The 22,741-nt window shown below is 40.0% G+C and carries 14 protein-coding genes; 11 read left to right on the top strand and 3 right to left on the bottom strand.

Annotation, left to right across the window (positions count from 1 at the left end; translation table 11 throughout):
- Nucleotides 1-60: 60 nt before the first annotated feature.
- Nucleotides 61-633 carry a hypothetical protein gene (locus BVC89_RS19235; protein WP_086932753.1) on the bottom strand — a complete coding sequence of 191 codons (573 nt, stop codon included), beginning with the start codon at nt 631-633 and terminating at the stop codon, nt 61-63.
- A gap of 193 nt (nt 634-826) precedes the next feature.
- On the opposite strand from BVC89_RS19235, the gene BVC89_RS19230 reads away from it, so the two are divergent.
- Nucleotides 827-1,678 carry a hypothetical protein gene (locus BVC89_RS19230; protein ID WP_086932752.1) on the top strand — a complete coding sequence of 284 codons (852 nt, stop codon included), beginning with the start codon at nt 827-829 and terminating at the stop codon, nt 1,676-1,678.
- Nucleotides 1,679-1,880: 202 nt separating this feature from the next.
- On the opposite strand, the gene BVC89_RS19225 is transcribed toward BVC89_RS19230, so the two are convergent.
- Nucleotides 1,881-2,306, bottom strand: a complete 426-nt coding sequence (locus BVC89_RS19225; RefSeq protein WP_103654287.1) for a helix-turn-helix domain-containing protein — start codon at nt 2,304-2,306, stop codon at nt 1,881-1,883.
- A 46-nt stretch (nt 2,307-2,352) separates the two neighbouring features.
- Between BVC89_RS19225 and BVC89_RS19220 the strand changes: the two genes are divergently transcribed.
- From BVC89_RS19220 to BVC89_RS19180, 8 genes are all read left to right on the top strand, one after another.
- The gene (locus BVC89_RS19220) at nt 2,353-2,904 is read left to right on the top strand and encodes a YdaS family helix-turn-helix protein (protein ID WP_158658036.1); all 552 of its coding nucleotides are present in this window, start codon (nt 2,353-2,355) and stop codon (nt 2,902-2,904) included.
- Between the two features lie 1,133 nt (nt 2,905-4,037).
- Nucleotides 4,038-5,846, top strand: a complete 1,809-nt coding sequence (locus BVC89_RS19215; RefSeq protein WP_086932749.1) for a M4 family metallopeptidase — start codon at nt 4,038-4,040, stop codon at nt 5,844-5,846.
- An 813-nt stretch (nt 5,847-6,659) separates the two neighbouring features.
- Nucleotides 6,660-7,769, top strand: coding sequence for an efflux RND transporter periplasmic adaptor subunit (locus BVC89_RS19210; RefSeq protein WP_245929151.1), 1,110 nt, complete (start codon nt 6,660-6,662; stop codon nt 7,767-7,769).
- Between the two features lie 15 nt (nt 7,770-7,784).
- Nucleotides 7,785-10,925, top strand: coding sequence for an efflux RND transporter permease subunit (locus tag BVC89_RS19205; RefSeq protein ID WP_086932748.1), 3,141 nt, complete (start codon nt 7,785-7,787; stop codon nt 10,923-10,925).
- 878 nt (nt 10,926-11,803) lie between these two features.
- A complete protein-coding gene (locus tag BVC89_RS19195; protein ID WP_086932746.1) occupies nt 11,804-13,993 on the top strand; it encodes a S9 family peptidase in 2,190 nt (729 codons plus the stop codon).
- A gap of 651 nt (nt 13,994-14,644) precedes the next feature.
- Entirely contained in the window at nt 14,645-15,424 is a 780-nt protein-coding gene (locus tag BVC89_RS19190; RefSeq protein WP_086932745.1) for a hypothetical protein, read from the top strand.
- Nucleotides 15,425-15,644: 220 nt separating this feature from the next.
- Nucleotides 15,645-16,139: a hypothetical protein gene (locus BVC89_RS19185; RefSeq protein ID WP_086932744.1), complete on the top strand. Its 495-nt coding sequence runs from the start codon at nt 15,645-15,647 to the stop codon at nt 16,137-16,139.
- Nucleotides 16,140-16,190: 51 nt separating this feature from the next.
- Nucleotides 16,191-18,650 carry an MSCRAMM family protein gene (locus BVC89_RS19180; protein WP_158658035.1) on the top strand — a complete coding sequence of 820 codons (2,460 nt, stop codon included), beginning with the start codon at nt 16,191-16,193 and terminating at the stop codon, nt 18,648-18,650.
- Between the two features lie 128 nt (nt 18,651-18,778).
- Here the strand turns inward: BVC89_RS19180 and rsgA are convergent, their stop codons facing one another.
- Nucleotides 18,779-19,819 carry a ribosome small subunit-dependent GTPase A gene (gene rsgA, locus BVC89_RS19175; protein WP_086932742.1) on the bottom strand — a complete coding sequence of 347 codons (1,041 nt, stop codon included), beginning with the start codon at nt 19,817-19,819 and terminating at the stop codon, nt 18,779-18,781.
- Nucleotides 19,820-19,996: 177 nt separating this feature from the next.
- On the opposite strand from rsgA, the gene BVC89_RS19170 reads away from it, so the two are divergent.
- Both BVC89_RS19170 and BVC89_RS19165 read left to right on the top strand, forming a co-directional pair.
- Nucleotides 19,997-20,344 carry a hypothetical protein gene (locus BVC89_RS19170; protein WP_086932741.1) on the top strand — a complete coding sequence of 116 codons (348 nt, stop codon included), beginning with the start codon at nt 19,997-19,999 and terminating at the stop codon, nt 20,342-20,344.
- Between the two features lie 324 nt (nt 20,345-20,668).
- Complete coding sequence (locus tag BVC89_RS19165; RefSeq protein WP_086932740.1) at nt 20,669-22,627, top strand: GMC family oxidoreductase; 1,959 nt, start codon at nt 20,669-20,671, stop codon at nt 22,625-22,627.
- The last annotated feature ends 114 nt before the right edge of the window (nt 22,628-22,741 follow it).

Raw genomic sequence — 22,741 nt, 5'->3', positions numbered from 1 at the left:
GAGTTAGCAGACCCTAATCCTTGATAGGAATCACCAACGAATTTTTATAAACACCCGATTCTATTGCCAGTTAAACTCGTCATTATAGGTTTCACAATTAACCATCGCTTCATTAGCACTTTCAATATAGATTTGCTGAGCTTTTGAGACAGGGTAGGTGAGATACTGGGAACATTTTGCGCTTTGTCCATTGCCTATTACCACTTTAATACCAGCTTGTAATGTACAGCGTGACATTTTATCTAGTGGTGACCATTGATAACAAATTTCATAGTCTGCACGATACTTGGCGACTTTTCCGTTTGGTTTTTCAAATGCCCACCAGCGTCCAAATTGGCTTCCTGGGTTAGTACTATTCCAGGCGCGATATAATATTATAGGAGCCTTACTTAGATAAACCTGCCCTTGACATAATTTGCCCTCTTGCGGATTACCCAAAGACGAGGCGAGAAGTTGCGAGTCTTCAGCCGCTATTAACTTGCCCTTATATTTTTCAGCCAGCTCCGTCGTACCGACGCATTCACTAGTACTGTCTACTATTACAGATTCAGATGCTAAATCATTATTTTTTGCTGTTTGATGACTACACCCGTAAAACACAACGGCACACAATACAACAATTAACTTTTTCATAATTATTATCCGGTTAAAATCCATAAATTAGTGCAAACAAGCCCGGCATTCAATATATACATTTTTTTTAACCGATATTTTACATTCCTAACATGGCCAAAGTTATGACGTGAGACTTAGTCATTACAAGTGTGTATTTATTGCTACACTTTATATACCAGCCTAAAGATAAGGTTATGACACAGGTTAAGCGATGAAAACACAGTTTTTTGGACAGTTTTTACTTGAAAAAATGATCATTACTCAAGATCAGCTACTTCAAGCACTGTCTATTCAACGAGAAATTTCGCCATTATTAGGAGAGCTTGCGATACATCTAGAACTACTCGACGTAGAGCAATCAGAATATATTAACCGCTTACAACGACAACAAGATGATTTTTTCGGTGATATCGCAATTGCAGAGTCGTTGTTGACTAGAACACAAGTTGACGAGCTGCTAGAAGAACAAAGCAAGCGCCGCCCTTATATAGGTGAGATATTAGTTGAGTTGGGTTTTTTGGATAATGAAAGTCTAGCAATATATTTAGATGAGCATCAGAAACATCGTAATATATCTCAACGCCATTTTGAGCGTATTATAAGTGGAAGTTTAGATCCTGATACCATTCGCCTAGTGGCTGATACATTTCCCAAAATTTATCAACGTATATGTAAGGGCTCTATAGCTTTAACAAGTGTGATCGCCAATGCTAAGGATATGCAACACAAAGGCGCTTTTTGGTATCAGGATTTTATCGGAAAGTTTAACTATCGTATGCTAATGAATCTGCCTAGCGATCATGGTTTACATATGGGCCGCGCCTTTATGCAGATGCCTTTACCTGATTGGGATGAACTGGCGATTGATGCTGTTAAAGAATTTCTCAATACATTTACTTATCATGTTCACCATCATTTTTCTGAGCAGGAAACCGGCGGTCTAGCAAGTGCTGTGGTTTACTGCGATAAGCTCAATTATGAGCTATCAGAGCAGGCGCCTTGTCTAATATTTGATACCGGAAAATATGCTTGTCACCTTATTGTAGAAGTGCACCCTCGTTAGTTCTTCTTTATATGCCCTTTAACGTACCGAGCATATGGCAAATGTGATGCTGGGGATGAAATTGAATAGTGTGAGAGTGTTAACAAAAAAACGATCGATTTAGTCGAATTTTGTAGAGGGTAGACGTCTTCCTGTTGTTCTTCGAACGCTTTAATCGAGTAGTTAATTTGTTGTTTGTCGTGTAAATTAACCTTTTGGCGTGCTAAACTTTCTTCTTGCCAACTGAGATATTGATTTCAAAGTCACTGTCCTCGTTATTCAAAATGGCGCGGATGCAAAGCATTAACTGCTGGGCCTGTTGCTCATCCAATGTATCTAACAGGGCATGTAACTCGTCGTGTTTTGTGTAGTAAGGCGCTTCAGGCTGTGCAATTTTAAACTTAGGGTTACCAGAGATTATATATCGCACATCAGTATTCGTTGCATCAGCCAAGGCTTGCAAATTGTCGACGTAGATTTTTCCAGTTTTGAGCCATTTAGTAATAGATTGTGGCGTGACACCCACTAAATCCGCAACTTCACGTTGAGATTTTCCCGATTCAAGTATCACAGCACGAATTCGATCGCCTCTGGCGCTTTTATTATCAACCATAGGTTGAATAATATCGATCTTAGATGTAAACGACAATAAGCCATAGGTTGACTTTGATAACCCTTAGGCTTATATTTGTTTTGTGACTGGGGAAATTAGAAAAGTATTATCGATATTTGGCAGCCAAAGCCGGCTAGCGAGAGCTATTGGTGTAAGTAACAATGCTGTGTGCAAATGGGTAGCGCAGGGTTGTTTACCACCAAGCCGAGCCATGACTGTATTTAACTTGGTGAAGGACAAGCGAACACCAAAAGGTGAGTATGTATCACTCGAATCTTTGTTGCTTGATTACAATCGCTCAAAAAAAGAAAAACTACTTAAGGATAGTTCCGAAAAAAGCACTAAAGACGATTTGAGTCAGAAAGAAGACTCGAAACAGAAAGAAGACATGAAACAAAGTGTGCAACAGGATTCGAAAAAGGATACGGATTTTAAAGATTCCAATGATAGTAATTTAGATATAGATGCTCGCTCTTTTAATAAAATCAAACTAACTACTAGCAGCGCTGCTGATATGGAATCTGTTAGACAAGGAAATACTACGAGGGGGGCTATCGAACAGGAGAGTGTTGGGAAGAGTTCGGAAAAGGAGATAGATAGGAATACCGTTTTCGGTGATGATACGGATATGTAGGAGTAATAATACAAGGACGTAATTATTAGTCAGTGAGTTTAAATATACCAATTTTCAACGTAACTACATCGCTGATAAATAAGTATGTGGTCGCCCCATGTATTTTGGCGCGCCACTTTATTTTTTTATTTCTTAGTTTTATTAATGTTCAATATTGTAGGTGATTTTTTGAAGACTGAATTTTGCTAATGTCGAGTGAAAATAAATGTCGAGTGAAAATAAATGTCGAGTGAAAATAAATATTAAGTAAAAGTGCTTGAATATCGTTTTTTTGGGCTTTTATAGAGTGTGGGGCTTGTCATTTTTTTATTATGCTTTTTCCTTGTTTTTTGCGTTTAAACTTATACCTTTTTAAGGCTGCGGTTTAATGCAAAAAAATAATATTCACTTCTCCTAATTTTTTTGCGTTTCTTTCTTGATCTTATTGCTTTTGTAAAAAGAAGTTAAAATATTTTGTTTTTTTGTTCATATTTTAATATGGTTTGACAGGCTGTTTTAGAGGAACATTATATTTTTTACTTTAAATTGAAAAAAAATCCTTATTTTTTACCATTTTATAAATAATATACCGCGTTTTTTATTTTCTATATTTTTAAGGTTCTTGCAAGAAGCTTTGATGCTTTTTGGTTTTTTTTCTAGCTTGTCGTGCAGTTATTTTTTATGTCATTAAAATGTTGTGTGGTTTGGCATTTTAATAGCTTTTCGGTTTTTTATTTTGCCTGTATTGGTTCACTTCTTTCTCTTTGTTTTCCTTGTTGCCTATTGTGATGATTTTGTAAGTGGCATTGCTTTCATTGAGGGCTGCTTTTACCTCTGCGTTGTATAGCAAGTTTGCAAACTGAGTTGGCCAGCTATCTCTTAAAAAAGTTGTGTTTTTAACTTAAATATCTGATCAAATTTTCTCAATTATAGTGCTGATTACATATTAAATTAACTTAATAAAAATGTTTGTTTTTCTTCCTATTGTCGTTGGTTTTCTTACTTGTGGCGCGACCGCGAATGGTGGGGGTGTAAAAAAAGCAACACAAGCTCATATTTTATTTATGCCAGCATGTGATTGATCAGTGCTTAATAAATTTATTTTAAATCGATTAGGTTTTTAACTAAACGAAAAATATACGATGGAATTAACTATGAATCTAAAAAAATATATAAGTGCTTCTCTTGCTTTAACCGTAGCATGTGGGGCAAATGCAGCGGATAAAATGCCTGCGAGCCCAGAAATGTTTTCTTCAAATTTGAGTCAGTTAAATGTTAGCCAACAAGGAGCGCAGTTTAAAAATATTAAAACTGTCACCCTTAACAATGGTCGAGTATTGACAAGCCTAAGGCAATTCCATGGCGGCATTCCTGTGTGGGGCGAAAAGGTAACTTCTTCTTCTATGCCTGGACAGCTACTACCGCAAGTATCGGGACAGGTGGTAACAAATATAGATATTGATTTGCCTTCAACGAAGCCAGCAATGAGTGAAGATGAAGCTATATCATTGGCCATGAGTCAAGAACTAAAAGTTAGACAAACTAAAGGTATCGTTGCTATTGATCCTGCATCTTCTGCTGAGCATAAAAAATCCAAATTATGGATTTATCTCGATGAGAATAACAAGGCACATCTAACTTATCTTGTTAATTGGGTTGAATACGGCAGTGAGCCTACTCGTCCTTTTGTTTTTGTTGATGCGACCTCTGGAGAAATCCTTAAACGTTGGGATGGTTTAGCGCATCGTGACGCGACAGGCCCCGGTGGTAATGAGAAAACAGGGCGTTATTTTTACGGTACAGATTTTCCAGCGATGGATGTGGACAATAACTGTCGCATGAGTAATGCCAATGTTGATACTATCGATATGGCAGGTGCACAGAGTGGCGGCAGTATCTTTCAGTTTAGTTGTCCAGAAAATACTAACCGTGAAACTAACGGTGCCTACTCTCCATTAAATGATGCACACTTTTTTGGCGGAGTAGTATTTGATATGTACAAAGATTGGTACAACACTGCGCCACTAACGCAGAAACTTCGTATGCGTGTGCACTATGGACGCAACTTTGAAAATGCGTTTTGGGATGGTGTACAAATGACTTTTGGTGATGGCGGTAATACTTTTCATCCTCTTGTTAGCCTTGATGTTTCCGCTCATGAAGTGAGCCACGGTTTTACTGAACAAAATTCTAACTTGATCTATGCCAATCAGTCTGGTGGGATTAATGAAGCTTTTTCAGATATAGCCGGTGAGGCAGCAGAATTCTTTATGCGCGGAACAAACGATTGGATGGTCGGCGCCGATATTTTTAAAGCGCCAGGTGCTTTGCGTTTTATGGATGATCCTGAGCGCGATGGGCGTTCTATTGGTCATGCATCAGACTATCGTGCAGGAATGGATGTACATTATAGTTCTGGCGTATTCAATCGAGCGTTTTATCTTATTGCTAACACCTCTGGTTGGGATACCCGCAGAGCTTTCGATATTTTTGTGTTAGCTAATCAAATGTATTGGAATGCCAGTACTGATTTTGCCGATGGTGCTTGTGGCGTATTAAAAGCTACTAGAGATTTAGGTTATCAACAAAATGACGTCACCACTGCCTTCGATACCGTTGGTGTTTCAACCCTGGGGTGTTTAGGTGGCGGGCCAAACCCCAATCCCAATAGTGGAACAGAGACTAACTTATCTGGTGATAGGGGGGATTGGCTGCGCTACGAAGTAGAAATTCCTGCTGGTACCTCTAACTTTACAGCAACTATTAGTGGTGGATCGGGAGATGCAGATTTATATGTACGAGAAGGCTCACAGCCAACTCAAAGTTCCTATAACTGTCGACCATATGAAAATGGTAATTCGGAGACTTGCAGTCTCGATAATCCAAGTGCTGCCGTTTGGCACATTGGTATTCGCGCCTATCGAAGCTTCAGCGGCGTTACACTGAATTGGTCCTATCAATAAGGCATTAATAGTCAGTTCACTAGAGTAATATCGATAGTGTTTTGCGCTGATAAGCCTCGATTTTTTCGGGGCTTATCTTTGTTATTTTTTACCGCGTTTCTCATTTGTCTTTTCTGTTGATTATTTTTACTCTCGTCTACTTTTCATCCCATTTATTGCTCGCCTCATGGATTTACTTATAAAAAGTAATTGACCACTACCTTATATCTCGTTAACGGTTGAATAAAGATAAATTTATTATGTTAGAAAATACGACAACAGCTAAAAGATCGAATCTGAAATCCAGCTATTGCTAGGCTTCAATTGATTAACATGCTGAGTTTATGCTAAGAAATTATTAGTACTAAAAAGCTGTGAGAGGTGGGATCTAGTAAAAGCTAAATACGCCATGTAGACGACGTTAATGTTAAGTTAGCTGCGGCATATACATAGATTATATAATTATGCTGTTATAACCTCATCGTATAGACTGCAAAAAATTGTACTACGTTTATTAATATTCTCTAAACTTATTCTTGGGTTTCCTGTCATACACTTTTATAATTAGGCAGGAGATTGAATATAAATCTCATTGATACAACGCTAGTCCTCTAAAGCTATGAACAAATAAGCTCAAATCACTAGGATGCTGCCTTATTCATCGTTGTTTTGGAAACCAAAGAGCGGCATCCTTCCACCATATATACGATTAATGAACTAAGCCATCAGACAGAGATGATCTTGGCGACGTTTAAAAATGTATAAACTGGAAGTGAAACATGAGCATAGATAAAAAATAACCACAACCCTGTGTGAGCTATAAAAGTGGAGATAATGAGTAGAGTTATTGGTATGCAAAAACGGTGTAAATATATGCGATGTGCTAAAACTATTGCGGCAATGGGTATATTCTTAACCCTTTCTCAACTTTCGTTCGCCCAGTCTGTAAAAGTCATGGTCGAAACTGTGCGTGAAGGCAGCTTTCGTGACCGTACTGAGGCGCTAGGTACTTTGCGTGCTAATGAAACAGTAGAGCTAACTGTCAACGTGACCGAATCCATCACTGCTATTCACTTTGAAGATGGACAGGAAGTGAAAGCGAATGAATTACTGGTAGAAATGACGAGCTCTGAAGAGAGTGCACTTCTGGTTGAAGCGCAAACAACCGCATTTGAAGCGCGCCGCCAACTGGATCGGATTCAGTTACTGGTAAACAGTGGTACCGCATCAGAATCCTTACTTGACCAGCGAACCCGTGAATACGAGGCCGCACAGGCGCGTCTTATTGCAACACAATCGAGATTAAAAGATCGTATTGTCACCGCTCCATTTGATGGTGTGGTTGGCTTGCGTAATGTGAGTTTAGGTGCACTTGTTCGCCCTGGAGATATTATTACCACCCTGACCGATAGCTCTCGCATGAAGTTAGACTTCACTGTGCCTTCAGTATTTCTTCCTTTATTGAAAAAAGGCCTGCCTGTAGTGGCCACTACTCGTGCTTACCGAGATCAAGAATTTCACGGCGAAGTCGCCGGAATTAACAACCAAATCGACCCCATTACCCGAGCCATTACTGTACGCGCTATTTTGCCTAATGATAGTGATATGCTAAAGCCTGGCATGCTGATGCGCATTGATCTGTCCATGAACGAGCGCGCTGCCTTGGTGATTCCCGAAGAGTCTTTAATTCCTGAAGGCAGCAGTAATTATGTGCTTGTTGTTAATGATAACGATGGCAAACCTATCGCTGAAAAGCGTGAAGTTACCGTTGCTTCACGACGGGTTGGTGAAGTTGAAATCACTCAGGGCTTGCAAGCCGGTGAGCGTGTTATCACTCACGGTGGCTTTAAGGTTAAACCTGGTTCGGCTGTACAGATATTTGAAACGCTGCCCAATGATGCTAAGGCAGATCAGCCTCTGCGTGCAGCAGTAAAATCTTTGTAAGGGGATGTATAAACCGTGATTCTTTCGGATATATCAATCAAACGTCCCGTGTTTTCTTCGGTGATGTCGGTTCTGCTCATTGTTTTCGGCATCGTTTCATTTAACCGTTTACCTTTGCGGGAATACCCCGACATTGACCCCTCGGTGATCAGTGTTGAAACGGTCTACCCTGGTGCGGCTTCTAATGTTGTCGAAACTCGCATTACAGAAATTATTGAAGAGCGTATTTCTGGTGTAGAGGGTATTCGTTTTATCGAGTCATCATCACGCGATGGTCGCAGTCAAATCAATATTGAGTTTGATGTGGGGCGCGATGTAGATGGCGCAGCTAATGATATTCGCGACCGTATCAGTGGTATTTTAGATGATTTGCCGGTAGAAGCTGATCCGCCCGAAATTCAAAAAGAAAATAGCAATGATGATGTTGTGGTTTGGTTCAACCTTTCTAGCAGCGAGATGAGTGTGCCGCAGCTCACCGACTATGCGCAACGCTATTTGGTGGATCGTTTTTCCATTATCGATGGTGTTTCCAGGGTGCGGGTCGGCGGTCAACAACGTTACGCGATGCGTATCTGGCTTGACCGTAAAGAGCTCGCAGCACGTGGTTTGACTGTAGGCGATGTGGAACAAGCATTGCGCAATGAAAATGTGGAATTACCGGCAGGTAGTATTGAAAGTCAGGATCGTCAATTTACTGTGCGCACCAAACGCTCATTCCGCTCAGCTGAACATTTTGCTGGTTTGGTTTTAGCTCAAGGGCAGACCAGTGCCGGGGATTACCTTATTCGCTTAGGCGATGTGGCTCGAGTTGAAAAAGGTACTGAAGAGGATCGTACTTTTTTTCGTGGCAATGGTATCCCAATGGTGGGCATTGGTATTACTAAACAATCCACTGCCAATATTATCGATGTGGCCCGAGCCGCCAAAGAAGTGCGCAATCAAATTAATGAAACCCTGCCTGAAGGTTTGGTACTAGAACAGAGCTATGACACCTCTATTTTTATCGAAGGCGCCATTGGCGAAGTTTATCGTACATTATTTATTGCTATCGGCCTCGTGATTTTTGTTATCTATGCTTTTCTTGGTAGTTTTCGAGCAATGTTAGTGCCTGCGATAACAGTACCTGTTTCAGTTATCGCAACCTCGATTGCACTCTACACCTTAGGTTTTTCCGTTAACTTATTAACTTTATTGGCGATGGTGTTGGCCATTGGATTGGTGGTGGACGACTCTATTGTGGTGCTGGAAAACATTAAGCGTCGGATTGACGATTATAAAGAACCGCCTTTGTTGGCGGCTTATCGTGGCACCCGTGAGGTGGGCTTTGCTGTTATTGCCACCACTCTTGTGCTAGTGGCTGTGTTTACGCCTATCGCATTTCAGCGGGGTGATGTGGGGCGACTATTTGGCGAGTTCGCCTTAACCATGGCGGCGGCAGTAATATTTTCTTCATTCGTGGCGTTAACATTGTCTGCCATGTTAGCGTCGAAGGTGTTGCGTCCCCATACTGGCCACCATCCCATTATTGAAAAAATCGACGGCTATTTAAAAACCGTACAAGAAGCCTATGGTCGTGCACTGACTTTTTGTTTATCGAGAATTCCCTTGGTGCTTGCTGGTTTCGCCCTGTGTATTGGCGCGTTTGCTTACATGTATAAACAGCTACCCCAAGAGTACGCGCCAAAAGAAGACCGTGGTGCATTTTTCATTCTTGTGAATGGACCCGAAGGTGCGACCTATGGTTATATGAAAGATTACATGGATGAAATCGAAAGACGCTTAACCCCCTATGTAGATAGCGGTGAGTTTAGACGCCTTTTAGTGCGCGCGCCGAGAGCCTTTGGTCGAACTGAATCCTATAACTCCGGTATTATTATTGTGCTCATGAGTAATTGGGATGAGCGTCGCAGTGGTTTTACCATCATGAACGAAGTGCGTAAGAAAGTCTCAGATCTACCTGGTGTGCGTGCATTTCCAGTGATGCGCCAGGGCTTCGGTTCGGCGGTAGCTAAGCCTGTCAGTTTTGTGCTTGGTGGTGGTACCTATGAAGAATTGGTGCAATGGCGAGATATATTGCGCGATAAAATTGCCGAGAACAATCCCGGCTTTGTAGGTTTGGACTGGGACTACAAAGAAACGAAGCCGCAATTTGAAGTCGCAATTGACTACCAACGAGCAGCTGATTTGGGGGTAACCATCAGTGATATTGGCCGTACTTTAGAAACAATGTTGGGCTCTCGAAGAGTAACAACCTTTATCGATCAAGGTGAAGAATATGATGTCTTGCTTGAAGGGGAGCGTGAACAACAACGTACAGTCTCAAGTTTAGAAAATATTTATGTGCGTTCTAATAAAAGCGGCACTCTGATTCCACTGTCTAATGTTGTGCGGGTCGACGAGTACGCAGATAGTAATCAACTTAATCGTTACAACCGCATTCGCGCAATTACTTTGGAAGCGAACCTGGCCGATGGTTTCACTCTGGGTGAAGCGCTTGCGCATATGGAAGGTTTGGTACGAGAGCACTTACCAAGTCACGTTGTGGTGGACTACAAAGGTCAATCTCAAGATTTCAAATACGCTGGCGAGTCCATTATTTGGGTTTTTCTTCTCGGATTATTTATTACCTACTTGGCGTTGGCTGCTCAGTTCGAAAGTTGGATTCATCCACTAGTTATTATGACCAGTGTTCCTTTAGCAATTGGTGGGGGATTACTTGGTCTATACCTATTTGGAGGCTCGCTAAACCTTTATTCTCAGATTGGTTTGATAATGCTGGTGGGGCTTGCAGCAAAGAACGGTATATTAATTGTTGAGTTCGCCAATCAATTAAGAGACCAGGGTGAGGAGTTTGGCATTGCACTGATAGAGGCGGCGAAAATACGCTTGCGGCCTATCATTATGACCAGTATTACTACAGCAGCAGGCTCCCTGCCGCTCATTATTACCAGTGGTGCAGGGGCCGAGACAAGGCAAGTGATCGGTGTGGTTGTGATGGCAGGTGTGGTATCGGCAACTTTATTTACACTTTTCATTGTACCAATCATGTACTCACTACTTGCCCGCAATACTCAGTCGGCAGGAGATGTGAGTCGAGAGTTAGACCAGCAGGCGAGTAATCAAGAGGATCAGGATGGTGCTCACGCACCAGTATAATTGCTCTTATGTAATGGAGTGTTGGAGTAAATAGCATAAGACTTTAAGGGCCAGTTCATATAAAGTGGGCTGTCCCTCAATATCACTAAGGCCTGTTATGGAAAACAATCAACGTCAATGTCAGCTGTGCAATGCTGAGACGTCTCTGACGTTCCACCATTTAATCCCCAAGACATGCCATCGTAATAAATGGTTTCGTAAACACTTTAGGGCCTGTTAACACTAATTTAATCTCTCCTGTTTGCACTTAACAGCGCTAATCAAGGCGCGAAGAGTGTCATTTATTTACTCTAAATCAGCGATGAGCAACACCGAGTAGCGCTGTTAAGTGCAAACCCGAAGGGCTAGGCGTATTTTTTCCGTCTTCTGCGTTGCTGTTCGCTCCTTTGGAATAACCAAATATCGCTTACAGCGCCTAAAATACGAAAAAAATACACTCTAGCAGGTGTGATTAAATTAGTGTTAACAGGCCCTCACCTCGAACAAATGCGCACTAGCGGTATTATCGTATGCCGAAAATGTCATTCATTTATTCACAAACAGTTTAGCGAGAAAGAGCTTGGCCGCGAGTTTTATACATTGGAGCGTCTTCTGGCTCACCCAACAATAGCCAATTATATTAGCTGGGCAAAAAAGCAACACAGATAACAGTTTGTACTATAATCTCAAGCCTGTCGGTAACTTTATGCTTTGTTCACTTTCTTCTATCTTTTAGGCGTAGTACATTTCAATCATTGAAAATTAAATTTCAAGAAAAATTGTTCAGCGCTTACTGTGCGGTTCTCGCGTCTATTCAGAGATAATATTTATGTGAATAAGACTGGAGAAACCTAGCGACGGAAGACGTTCATTTGTAATCACTACTCTGAGGAATGTAAATGTATAAAAAAGCAGCTGTTGTTGCTTTATCCATGTTGGTGTTAGCGTGCCAATCTAAAGCAATACGTGAAGATGTGAATATTACAGCAAAGAACGAGGGGGATGGAGTGCAAAAAGTATTGGCTACTGAACCCGTGGCAAAGAAAATTCCCCATACGCTTGTCAGTCATGGTGATACACGCACCGATAACTATTACTGGATGCGTGACGATACCCGATCTGATCCCCAAATTATTCAGCATCTAGAAGCTGAAAATTCCTATATTGATAGCCAACTACGTCACACAGAAAGTTTGCAAGCGAGCTTGTTTGACGAAATGACCAACCGGATGAAAAAAGATGATGCGTCCGTTCCTGTTAAATATAAAGACTATTACTACTATCGCCGTTTTGAAGGGGATAAAGAATATCCTATTTATGCACGAAAGAAGGGCGCGTTAGATACTGCTGAGGAAATTCTCCTCGATGGTAACGCCATGGCAGAATCACACTCACAAGAAGATGGCTACTTTGCCATTGGTGGGCATTTTGTCAGCACTAACCAAAATATCCTTGCTTATTCGTTGGATACAGTGGGCCGTCGCATCTATACCATTGCTTTTAAAGATTTAACCACAGGCAAAGTCTATGAGGAACGCTTAGAGGGTACTACTGGAAGTGTAGTGTGGGCGAATGATAATGAAACCCTATTTTATATTCGCAGACATCCAGAAACCTTGTTAGGTTACCAAGTGTATCGTCATATTTTGGGAACTCGTCAAGACAAAGATGTTTTGATGTATGAAGAGACAGACGGTTCTTTTTATACTTGGTTAGAGAAAAGCAAAGACGACAGTACCATTATGATTGTGCACTCGAGCACAATCACTCAAGGGGCTTCTATTTTGGATGCCAACACACCCAAAGCGGACTTCAAAAAATTTGCTGACTTAGAGCCTAACCATGAATATATGGTCGCTAAACTAGATGATTGGTTTTATATTCTTACCAACTGGCAGGCTAAAAACTTTCGTTTGATGAAAGTAAAACAAGATCAAACAAGTAATAAATCTGCATGGCGCGAAGTGATTGCTCATAATGATAAAGTCTTCTTGCAAGACTTTGATGTATTTAACAAGCACATTGTCCTCAATGAAAAAGAAAAAGGGCAAAATCGCATTCGGATATTAAATTTGGCGGATAAACGTTCTCATGTTATCACTTTTAATGATCCAGTCTATGTTGTCGCCCTAGACAATAATATTAGTGTCGATACCAATTTGGTGCGTATTAATTATAGCTCTCTTACTACGCCAGTAAGTATCTATGATTACGATATGAACTCGCGTACAAAAACACTACTAAAACAAGATGAGGTAGTGGGGGATTTTGATCCCAGCCAATACACCAGCGAACGTATCTTTGTTGCAGCCAGAGATGGTAAACACGTACCAGTATCGATTGTTTACCGCAATGAGTATTTTAAAAAGGATGGCACAAATCCTTTATACATTTACGGTTATGGCTCCTATGGTAGCAATGTTGAGCCATATTTCTCAGGCTCTCGCCTGTCTTTATTGGATCGCGGTTTTGTTTTTGCTATCGCCCACATAAGGGGCAGTCAGACTTTGGGGCGGCAATGGTATGAAGATGGTAAGTTGCAAAATAAAAGGAATACTTTTACAGATTTTATTGATGCCACCAAAGTTTTGGTTGCAGAAAAATATGGTGCTAAGGATAAAATTTTTGCTGCAGGAGGAAGTGCAGGCGGCTTGTTGATGGGCGCCGTTATTAATATGGCTCCACAGCTTTATCAAGGCGTCGCTGCACATGTTCCCTTTGTGGATGTGGTCACCACCATGTCTGACCCTTCCATTCCCTTAACTACAAATGAATATGATGAGTGGGGCAATCCAGCTGATAAAGTGTCTTACGACTATATGTTATCTTACTCTCCTTATGATAACGTGACTGAGCAATCTTATCCTAATTTGCTAGTAACAACAGGCCTGCATGATTCTCAAGTTCAGTATTTTGAGCCTGCCAAATGGGTTGCTAAGTTAAGGGAATTAAAAACAGACGATAATGTTCTTGTGTTTAAAGTCAACATGGAAGCTGGCCACGGTGGTGCTTCTGGAAGGTTTCGCCGCAATAAAAATCGTGCGTTAGAGTATGCATTTTTTATGGATTTAATTGGAATAAAAGAATAATCTAATAGATAGGCGTACTAGTGACTAAATACACCTGGAAAGTATATTTAGTCACTGCCTTAATAGTTTGTTAAAAATAGTATCGACTTACATACCTCCTACAGCCAAAAACAGGCCTCACCTCATAACGTATCGTCATAGTTTACTGTATAACGCAATTCACTGTATAAATAGCCCCGTACTAGCTTATTATAAAGCATTTTTGGTAATGGCAATTTTTTCCTTTAACGTATTAAAATAATTTAGGATATCCCTTTATACATTCAAGTATTAAGTGCTATTTTCAAAATGGAATTAATAGGTTCATTTTTATTTTAAATAGCACAAAGGTTTGTTGTTTTTTTGTTCTTCTTAATGCTCGTTTTTAGTTATTAAAAGCCAAAGCGAGAAAAACCAGTTGCCGCACGGAAAAAGCTTTTTTATACTCGAATAATTCTCACCATATAATAAAAAGAGAAGCCCGGAAGTTTGGCTGGTAAATGTTTGAATATAGATCAGTAATAACGAGTCAAAATTTTCTCCAAAAATTTATTTAATAAAAATTTTGACTAAACGCTCTGCTTTTAGATGTAATGTTGTGATTGTCGATGCCACTGCGTCAAGCTTGCCGCAGGAGTTAATACTCTACTTGTTATTAATAGGGGTGTTTCTATGGGGTTTTTATATTCAATTAAAGTTAAGTTTGTTTTATATGCTATATTTTATTCTACAGTGAGTTTTGCACAAATCTCTTTAGATAAAACTCGTCTCTTGCTGACAGAAAAAAATGTGCGCGAGCAATTAAACGCACTTAATGCTACACCTGAATTTCAAAGTTATCGTGTGTCTTTCGTCGATATGAAAATGGATGAGCAAGGACAGTTAGTTGTCGCCGAAAATTTTTCTCGCTCGGCAAAACCTTTTTTAAGGATAGGGCCGCGTATAGGTAAGAATATCCCACCTAGCAATACACAAAAGTTCAGAGTTATGTTGCGAAAAAAACCTGAACAAACAGGCGAATATCGAACTCATATTGCGCTAGAAACTCTCCTCCCTGTTCCAGAAAACCATGAAAAAGGGGTGTTGGTACAAGCGAATTTTAAATATTTAATTCCAGTTATTGTTAGATATGGTGAGCCTACAGCAACAGCTAGCATCGAACATGCAAAGTTTAACTCAGATAGTGAAGGTGGAAAATCTATAGACTTTGTGCTAGCCAGAGAGGGTGTACGATCAATCTACGGTGACATTGATATTATTGATCCACAAACAAAACACATGTTAAAGAAGCAAAAAGGTTTTGGGGTTTACCCCGAGGTAAACAAAGCTAAATTTTCCATTGAGGTCAGTGATATTAAATTGCCGTCTGAGGTGTTATTGCGGTTTAGCGAAGATCCGGAGTTTAACTCAATAAACGATGCTATTGTTTCTGAAGTATTAGTAAAGATATAAAAGTAAATAATGTAGTGCTATTGTTATTTGGATTAAGTTCTTTAAAACTCTAGTTATCGTTGCTAGAATTTTTTTACTCGATTAATAATTTTTTCGAAATTATTAATTGGGTTAAATACAGTAACGTAAATGCAGTAATTTAACTATATTGATTTAAGTACAGTAGTGTAAATGGTTAAAGCATGAGGTTTTTAATTAATTTTATTTAGGATTAAAAATTATGAAAAGTATTACCTTTATTATCGCTTTATTTGTCTCTGCTCTAGTTAATGCGCAAACCACATTTGATGTGGATCTAAATGTGAACGATGCCCGAGGAAATTTAGTTATATCTCAGCCTACAGCTTTTCTGTTTCCCGAATTGGTGGTGGATGACTCTGTTGTCGTAGGTGATGGTTGTACAACTCAAACAAATGCTGCGAGCTCAAATGAATTATGCCGAACAACAGCCGGTACAGCTACGGAAGCGGTTATTAATGTTGCAACATCGCCACTGACGACATTAAATCTCTCGTTAGTAGGCAGTACCGCTAATGGTTTTTCTTTACTTCCTGTTTTCGATACAAATTCTACAGTTAATTTAAACAATCAAGTGATTCCTCTTACTGGATCTATCGAGAGAAATATTGATGCAACAGTTATTGTTGATGATCTAACAGCCGTAACGGCAGGCCCAGTAGTGTTACAATATACGGTTACGGCTACTTTCTTATAAGTCTTGTTAAAAACTCTCTTAAGGGTAGTATCTTTATGGATGCTACCCTTTTTGTGCGATGGAAAACCTCAGTCTGAATATCAGCAAGATATAATGTTTTTTGATGCTTTCTTGCAGAAACACAACCTTAATAAAAATATTGACATTGTTACTGCTGATTATGAGAATTATTATATTAATCTACTTCAATTCAATGATGCTCTAGGACTATCTTTAGATATTAATTATAACGATAGAAAAATAAGTGGTTGGTATTTGAAGCAAGAAAATCGTATCGATGTAACATTTTCTGAACTTGGCCAAATACAAAAGCAATGGCTACTTTATGAAAATGAAATTTTTATTCATGCAGATCAGCTTGCTCACTTGTTAGGTGTTACGAGTGAAATTAACACCATAAAATTAATAGTGAACTTTTCCACAAAGGATCAGCACCCTTTATTGGCTAAGCTAGAGCGCGAAAAGAAATATAGGCACCTGGCAATACTCAATAGTTTAGCAGCCAATTATCCTGTCGTTCCCGATAAATATAATATAATGACACAACCTACTATTGAAGCGAGGATCAATCAGCGTAAAGGTCTCACAGCACAAACAGATGATAGTCATACGGTAAATATAAATAGTCGCTTTGACGCCCTCTATCATGCTAGTACTTTTTCATTTAACCGTAATGAAAATTCTAGTACTCGCTTTAATATGCAACGGACCATCCATTGGTTATCGACGCAATACCGTTATGAGTTTGGTGACGTTAGACCCATAGCCATACCGGGAGTCAACCTAGGCTCTATGGGCCGGGGCTTTCGTTTTGCCATTGATGGCGCTGACCAAGAGAATAATCGTCGCCGTTTTGAAGGTAATGCCCCGCCTGGATGGGATGCAGAACTATACCAGGATGGACGATTAATTGCTTTTCAAACAATAACAGAAGACGGACGTTATCTATTTGAGAATATCAGTATAAGGTTTGGCTATAACGCTTTTAGTGTCAGACTTTATGCCCCAACTGGTGAATTTCGTGTTGTTCCTTACGAATTTTTCAGTTTGGATAGAGGTTTAGATACAGGTGTTTTCAGCCCCGAAATCTCCTATGTACAAAGCGGTCGAGACCTCTTACTCAGTAATGAGCAATCAAATTTGACCAGTACGATAGCACGACTTAATTATGGTGTGAATGAGACCTTAGCGAGTCGTTTGAGTCACATAAAAATACAACGTAATAACCAGGACTTTCAGGGTACAGGAGTAGGCTTTAGTAAAATAATAGGCGATAATAAATTCGACTATGATTGGCTGAAGTTCGACACGGGAATTAATCAGCAAGCGGCTTTTTTATCACGCATATTAGCTGGCGACCTGAGTATAGATTGGAGTCGACGCTCGGCTATTGGTACACCTCTTAAGCAGTTGCAGCTTAATTATCTTTATCAATTTGACCACATGCAAATGGGGGTTTTTATTAATCGCAATAAAACAAATATAGAAAAAAGTGCTAGCTCTTCACTGCAGCTTTCCTACGCCGATCAAACCATGCAGTATGCGCAATTACTTTCGCATGTACAACTACCCAACTCTGACTCTAACGTGATCAGTCATAATACACTTAATTTTCGTATCGGTTCATGGTTTATTCAAAGTGAACTAGGGGTGATGTTAAATAAAAGCCAAACAATTGAAGACCTTCGTTTATCGGGTCGCTATTATTGGCGAGGTTTTTCTTTGATTGCACGTTATTTAGAAAATAGAAGTAGTTTACAGAAAAGTATTAATTTTCAGCTAACGCGAAATTTTAACGGTAGCCGTCTTGGTTTTAACTTTTCTTATGACTTTAATAATCAGTGTTCTATCGGTATTACCTTTGCTACTAACTTTGATTTTCAAGGAAAAACTCGCTCTAGTTTGCAGTCTTCCCGTATTCATGCCCAAGTTTTTGAGGATAAAAATTACAACAGTGTCTATGACGAGGACGACCTACCAATTGAGAATGCTAGGTTTTTTGGTCGCCATCATTGGCGCAACTACTATACTGATAAACAGGGTAGGGTAACGCTCCCCGGCGCTATTAGTAACCGGTTACAAACAATACGACTTGATAAATCTACATTAGACGATCCTTTTCTTTCGGTCGCTAATGAAGGTTTTCAAGTAAGAAGCCATAGTGGCGGTAAGAATCATGTCGATTTTCCTCTATGGAAAACTTTCGAAATTGAAGGCATGCTAGTAAGTGAAAAAAAACATGCCGCATCAAATACCACTCAAGGACTGGCGGGAGCAACATTATGGTTACAGAATCCGGCAGGAGAGGCGATCTATCGGACACGTACAGAATACGATGGTTTCTTTATTTTCGAAAATATACTTCCCGGCAAATACCAGCTCATTGTAGATCAAGCCTATTTAACTAGAAAAAAAATTACGCAAAGAAAACCAATAACTATACATATTGATAAAAAAGACGATGAAGTGCTAGTTCTAGATGATGTAGTGCTGGCAGCTAACGATCGATAACGAAAATGATTGCCTAGCTTTAAGCTGTCGCTGATTTTTAATGGCAATAATAACGCGACTATTATGACTCATTTATTATGACTCATTTATTATAACTCATTTATTATAACTCATTTATTATAACGCCATTATCGCCCTTTAAGTTTTGTACTCTCGTTAAGTACACTTTTATAGAAACGACCTAAAGCTTTGTCTTTAGCTCTTTTCTCAGAAAGACTTGCGGAGTTAAAGGCTTCCTCTCGCAATAGTTTTTGGTAGTTGTCTAATCTTCTTTGTTCTATTTCACCGAGTCTAACGGCTTCGCGTACCGCACAGCCAGGTTCACGCAGATGCTGGCAGTCACTAAACTTACATGTCTTAGCAAGTTGTTCGATATCGCTAAAAGTATTGCTAATGCCATCTTTGCAGTCAGCTAGCTGAATTTCTCTCATTCCCGGTGTATCTAATATTAGCGCTCCTGAAGGTAAACTTATTAATGAGCGTTTTGTTGTTGTATGACGACCTTTACTATCGTCTTCTCTAATGTCGGAAGTAGTTTGTAATTCTTCATTTAAAAGGGTATTTGTCAATGTTGATTTGCCAACACCTGATGATCCCAACATGACGATAGTATTACCTTTTTTCAACCAAGGCTGGAGCTTATCGACACTATTTTTTTCTAGTCCATTGACTGATTCAACAGCGAGAAAACTATCCAGGGATTGTATTCTATGAATAAAATCTGCCGGAGAATTGGTTTGATCAGCTTTACTTAATACAACAACAGCTTCTGCTCCAGCCTCATACACTAAAGCCAGAAAGCGCTCGATTCTATTGAGATTGAAATCATTATTCATCGAGGAAACAATAAAAGCCGTATCCACATTAGCGGAAATAAGTTGAGTTGTTAGTTTAGTTCCCGCCGCTTTTCGTGAAAAACAAGTTTTTCGTTCAAGTAGCCGCAAGAAGCGAGACTCATGATTAAGTAATAACCAATCGCCTACTACCATCGTAGGCATCGATGGTTGCACATGTACCATTACGGTACCTAGTGTCGTTGCAACATGGAGTTCGGATCTGGATTGTTCAATAACACGTCCAGGTATTGCATTTTCCCATTCATCTAAGGATAACTGCTGTTGAAAAAATGCTTGCCAGCCAAGGTTGCCTAGTATGTCATTATTTTCCATAGAATAAACTTAAATTTAATTGTTAGAATTATTCAGGTTTACCTACTCTAAGTAAGTTTGTCACATAGAGCGGTTATTATACATTACCTTATGTGAAAACTGTTTGATATTAGTCAGTAGTGCTGGTTAGAAATTATATTTTAATATAAAATAATCTATTAACAAGGAAATGTTATTATGCCGGCTAAATCTACTCTTCCCGATCTCTCAAAACATATATTCAAAGCATTTATGGTGATTGTCACCTTCATATTGCTCACTTACTTTTATGTGCATCGTAGTGTCTCTGAAGTACTTGAAGATGAAGTTGTTTATACAAAATGCGATAAGCCTGTTCGGTTTCGATCACCTGATAACGGGTATGTAACAATTAATGGGCCATGTTATGCGTATACAAAATTGGGATATCGTGTTCATCTCGAAGGTAAAAAGTATGTACGAAACGGGGAATTTATTCGTTTCAATATAGTAAGGTCTTTAAGTTTTGAAGGCTACAAGTATTTCTATATGGATAGAGCTTTGTAGAGCATTATTCTACGGAAAAATAAACAGCTAGATTAATGTAGGTGGCTAATTTAGTAATATTAACCTCTCTTTTGCTTTGATATGATTTTACCGCGGAGTTCATACATCAAAGTAGCAAAAATGTTCATTTGTGGTGACATATAGCTTCTAAACTCTAGCGCTTTAATTGACGATAATTTATTTCTCTAGTTGGATTGTAAATATCGACAGTTTGGCGCGCAATAAAACGCTTTTTTTTAGTGCTCAATGTTAACCTTTTGGTGTTTAGTGCGATATTAATTCAATTCCACTAGAGAACAACCAATCGACCATGAGGCAATAATAATGAGCAAAAAAAAAGATGGCTACGACGATAGGTTTAAAAGCGATAAAGGTATGGATCGACGTACCTTTACTAAACGAGCACTTGGTGCTTCTATTGCTGCAGGTATGGCGAGCACTGGTGTATCGCTTGCCTCGACAACTACAGCGTTTAACGAGCAATACGAATATGTCATTGTTGGTTCTGGTGCTGGCGGTGGACCACTTGCAGCCAACCTTGCTAAGGCAGGCTTTAGTGTACTTGTATTGGAGGCAGGAGAGAATGACCCCAATGACAATATTCACGATATCCCTGCATGGCATACACTCTCCACTGAAGACCCTAAGTTAAGTTGGGAGTTTTTTGTTAAACACTATGCTGACTTGGAGCAGCAAAAAAAAGATTCCAAGTACGTTGAGGAAGAAGAGGGCGTACTATACCCTCGCGCGGCAACCATTGGTGGCTGCACTACACATCACGCGTTAATTACTGTTTACCCTCACAACAATGATTTCGATCGGATCGCAGATATTACAGGAGATGAATCTTGGCGCAGCGAAGGAATGCGCAAATATTTTCAGCGACTCGAAGATTGTCACTATGTGCCCAGGCCCTTACCTGGATTTCCTGACCCGGCGCGACACGGGTATGACGGCTGGTTAAAAACCAATAATCCTGATCTTCGCTTGCTATTAGAAGATCCAGTGCTTCTAAAAATCGTGAAATCCGCTGTGCTAAAATTTGGTTTTACAGATGCTATTGAACTTATTTTCTCTGGTAATTTGTTGGATGTTAACCACTGGCGGGTTGCCGGTGGCCTAGAAGGGCCATTTATTGCACCTATGTCTACGGGGTTTGATTATAAAAGACGAGGTGTTCGTGAATACCTTTTGGATACTCAACGACGCTATCCAAATTTATTGCATATTAGAATAAATGCGCTAGCAACCCGTGTATTATTTGAAGGTACTGCGGCTGTTGGTGTGGAGTTTTTAGATGGGCCTCGGTTATATGATGCTGACCCGCTAAAAGATGCGAGCAATCAAGAGGGAACACTAAGACGCGTTACCGCTACGCGCGAAGTGATACTTTCTGGCGGTGCTTTTAATAGCCCACAACTACTTAAACTATCGGGGATAGGGCCTAAGGAAGAACTTAATCAACACGGAATAACTGCTCTGGTGGATCGGCCCGGTGTTGGCGAAAATTTGCAGGACCGATACGAAGTAGGGGTAGTCAGTGAACTGACCGACGATGTGCCCTTAACTAAAGACTGCACTTACGGTAAACCAGGAGATCCTTGCTTAACGCGCTATAAATGGCGCTGGTGGAATCGAGGCCCTTATAGTTCCAATGGCGCCGTTATTTCACTTGTTAAACGGTCGAAACCAGACTTACCTGATCCTGACTTATTCATATTCGGTTTACCCGCCAGCTTTCATGGCTATTTCCCAGGCTATTCTCGTGAAATTACCGATACTAAAGACCGCTTTTCGTGGGTTGTGCTGAAAGGCCATACCGAAAACCGAGCTGGGACTGTCAAACTCCGTTCAAATAACCCGCGAGATACACCTGATATCAATTTTCACTATTTCGAAGAAGGGAGCGATCTTGATGGCAGTGATTTAGAAGCTGTTATAGAAGGTGTGAAAATCGCACGAGGAATCATGAGTACATCTCTCACTGACTCCCTTGTCAGTAAAGAAGTTTTTCCTGGTGAAGCACTGACCAGCGATGCGCAAATAGGTGAGTTTGTTAAAAATGAAGCCTGGGGGCACCACGCTTCCTGTACTAACAAGATAGGTACTGCGGACGACCCAATGGCGGTTGTCGACAGCAAATTTCGTGTTTACGGAACGCAAAATTTGCGTGTAGTGGATGCATCGGTCTTTCCCTACATCCCCGGTTTTTTTATTGTGGTGCCGGTGTATATGATCAGTGAAAAAGCCAGTGACGATATTATTGCAGCGGCGAGAGGTTAACAATAAAAGGTGATAGGGATATCACCTTTGTCGATGACTTTTATTCACGGTCAACATCTATTGCTGCTCATCGTTAAACCTGATACTGTCTTATTGATAAATACCTTCGTTAAA

The sequence above is a fragment of the Agarilytica rhodophyticola genome, from assembly GCF_002157225.2.
Classification (GTDB): domain Bacteria; phylum Pseudomonadota; class Gammaproteobacteria; order Pseudomonadales; family Cellvibrionaceae; genus Agarilytica; species Agarilytica rhodophyticola.
This window is presented reverse-complemented; position numbering and strand designations above follow the sequence as displayed.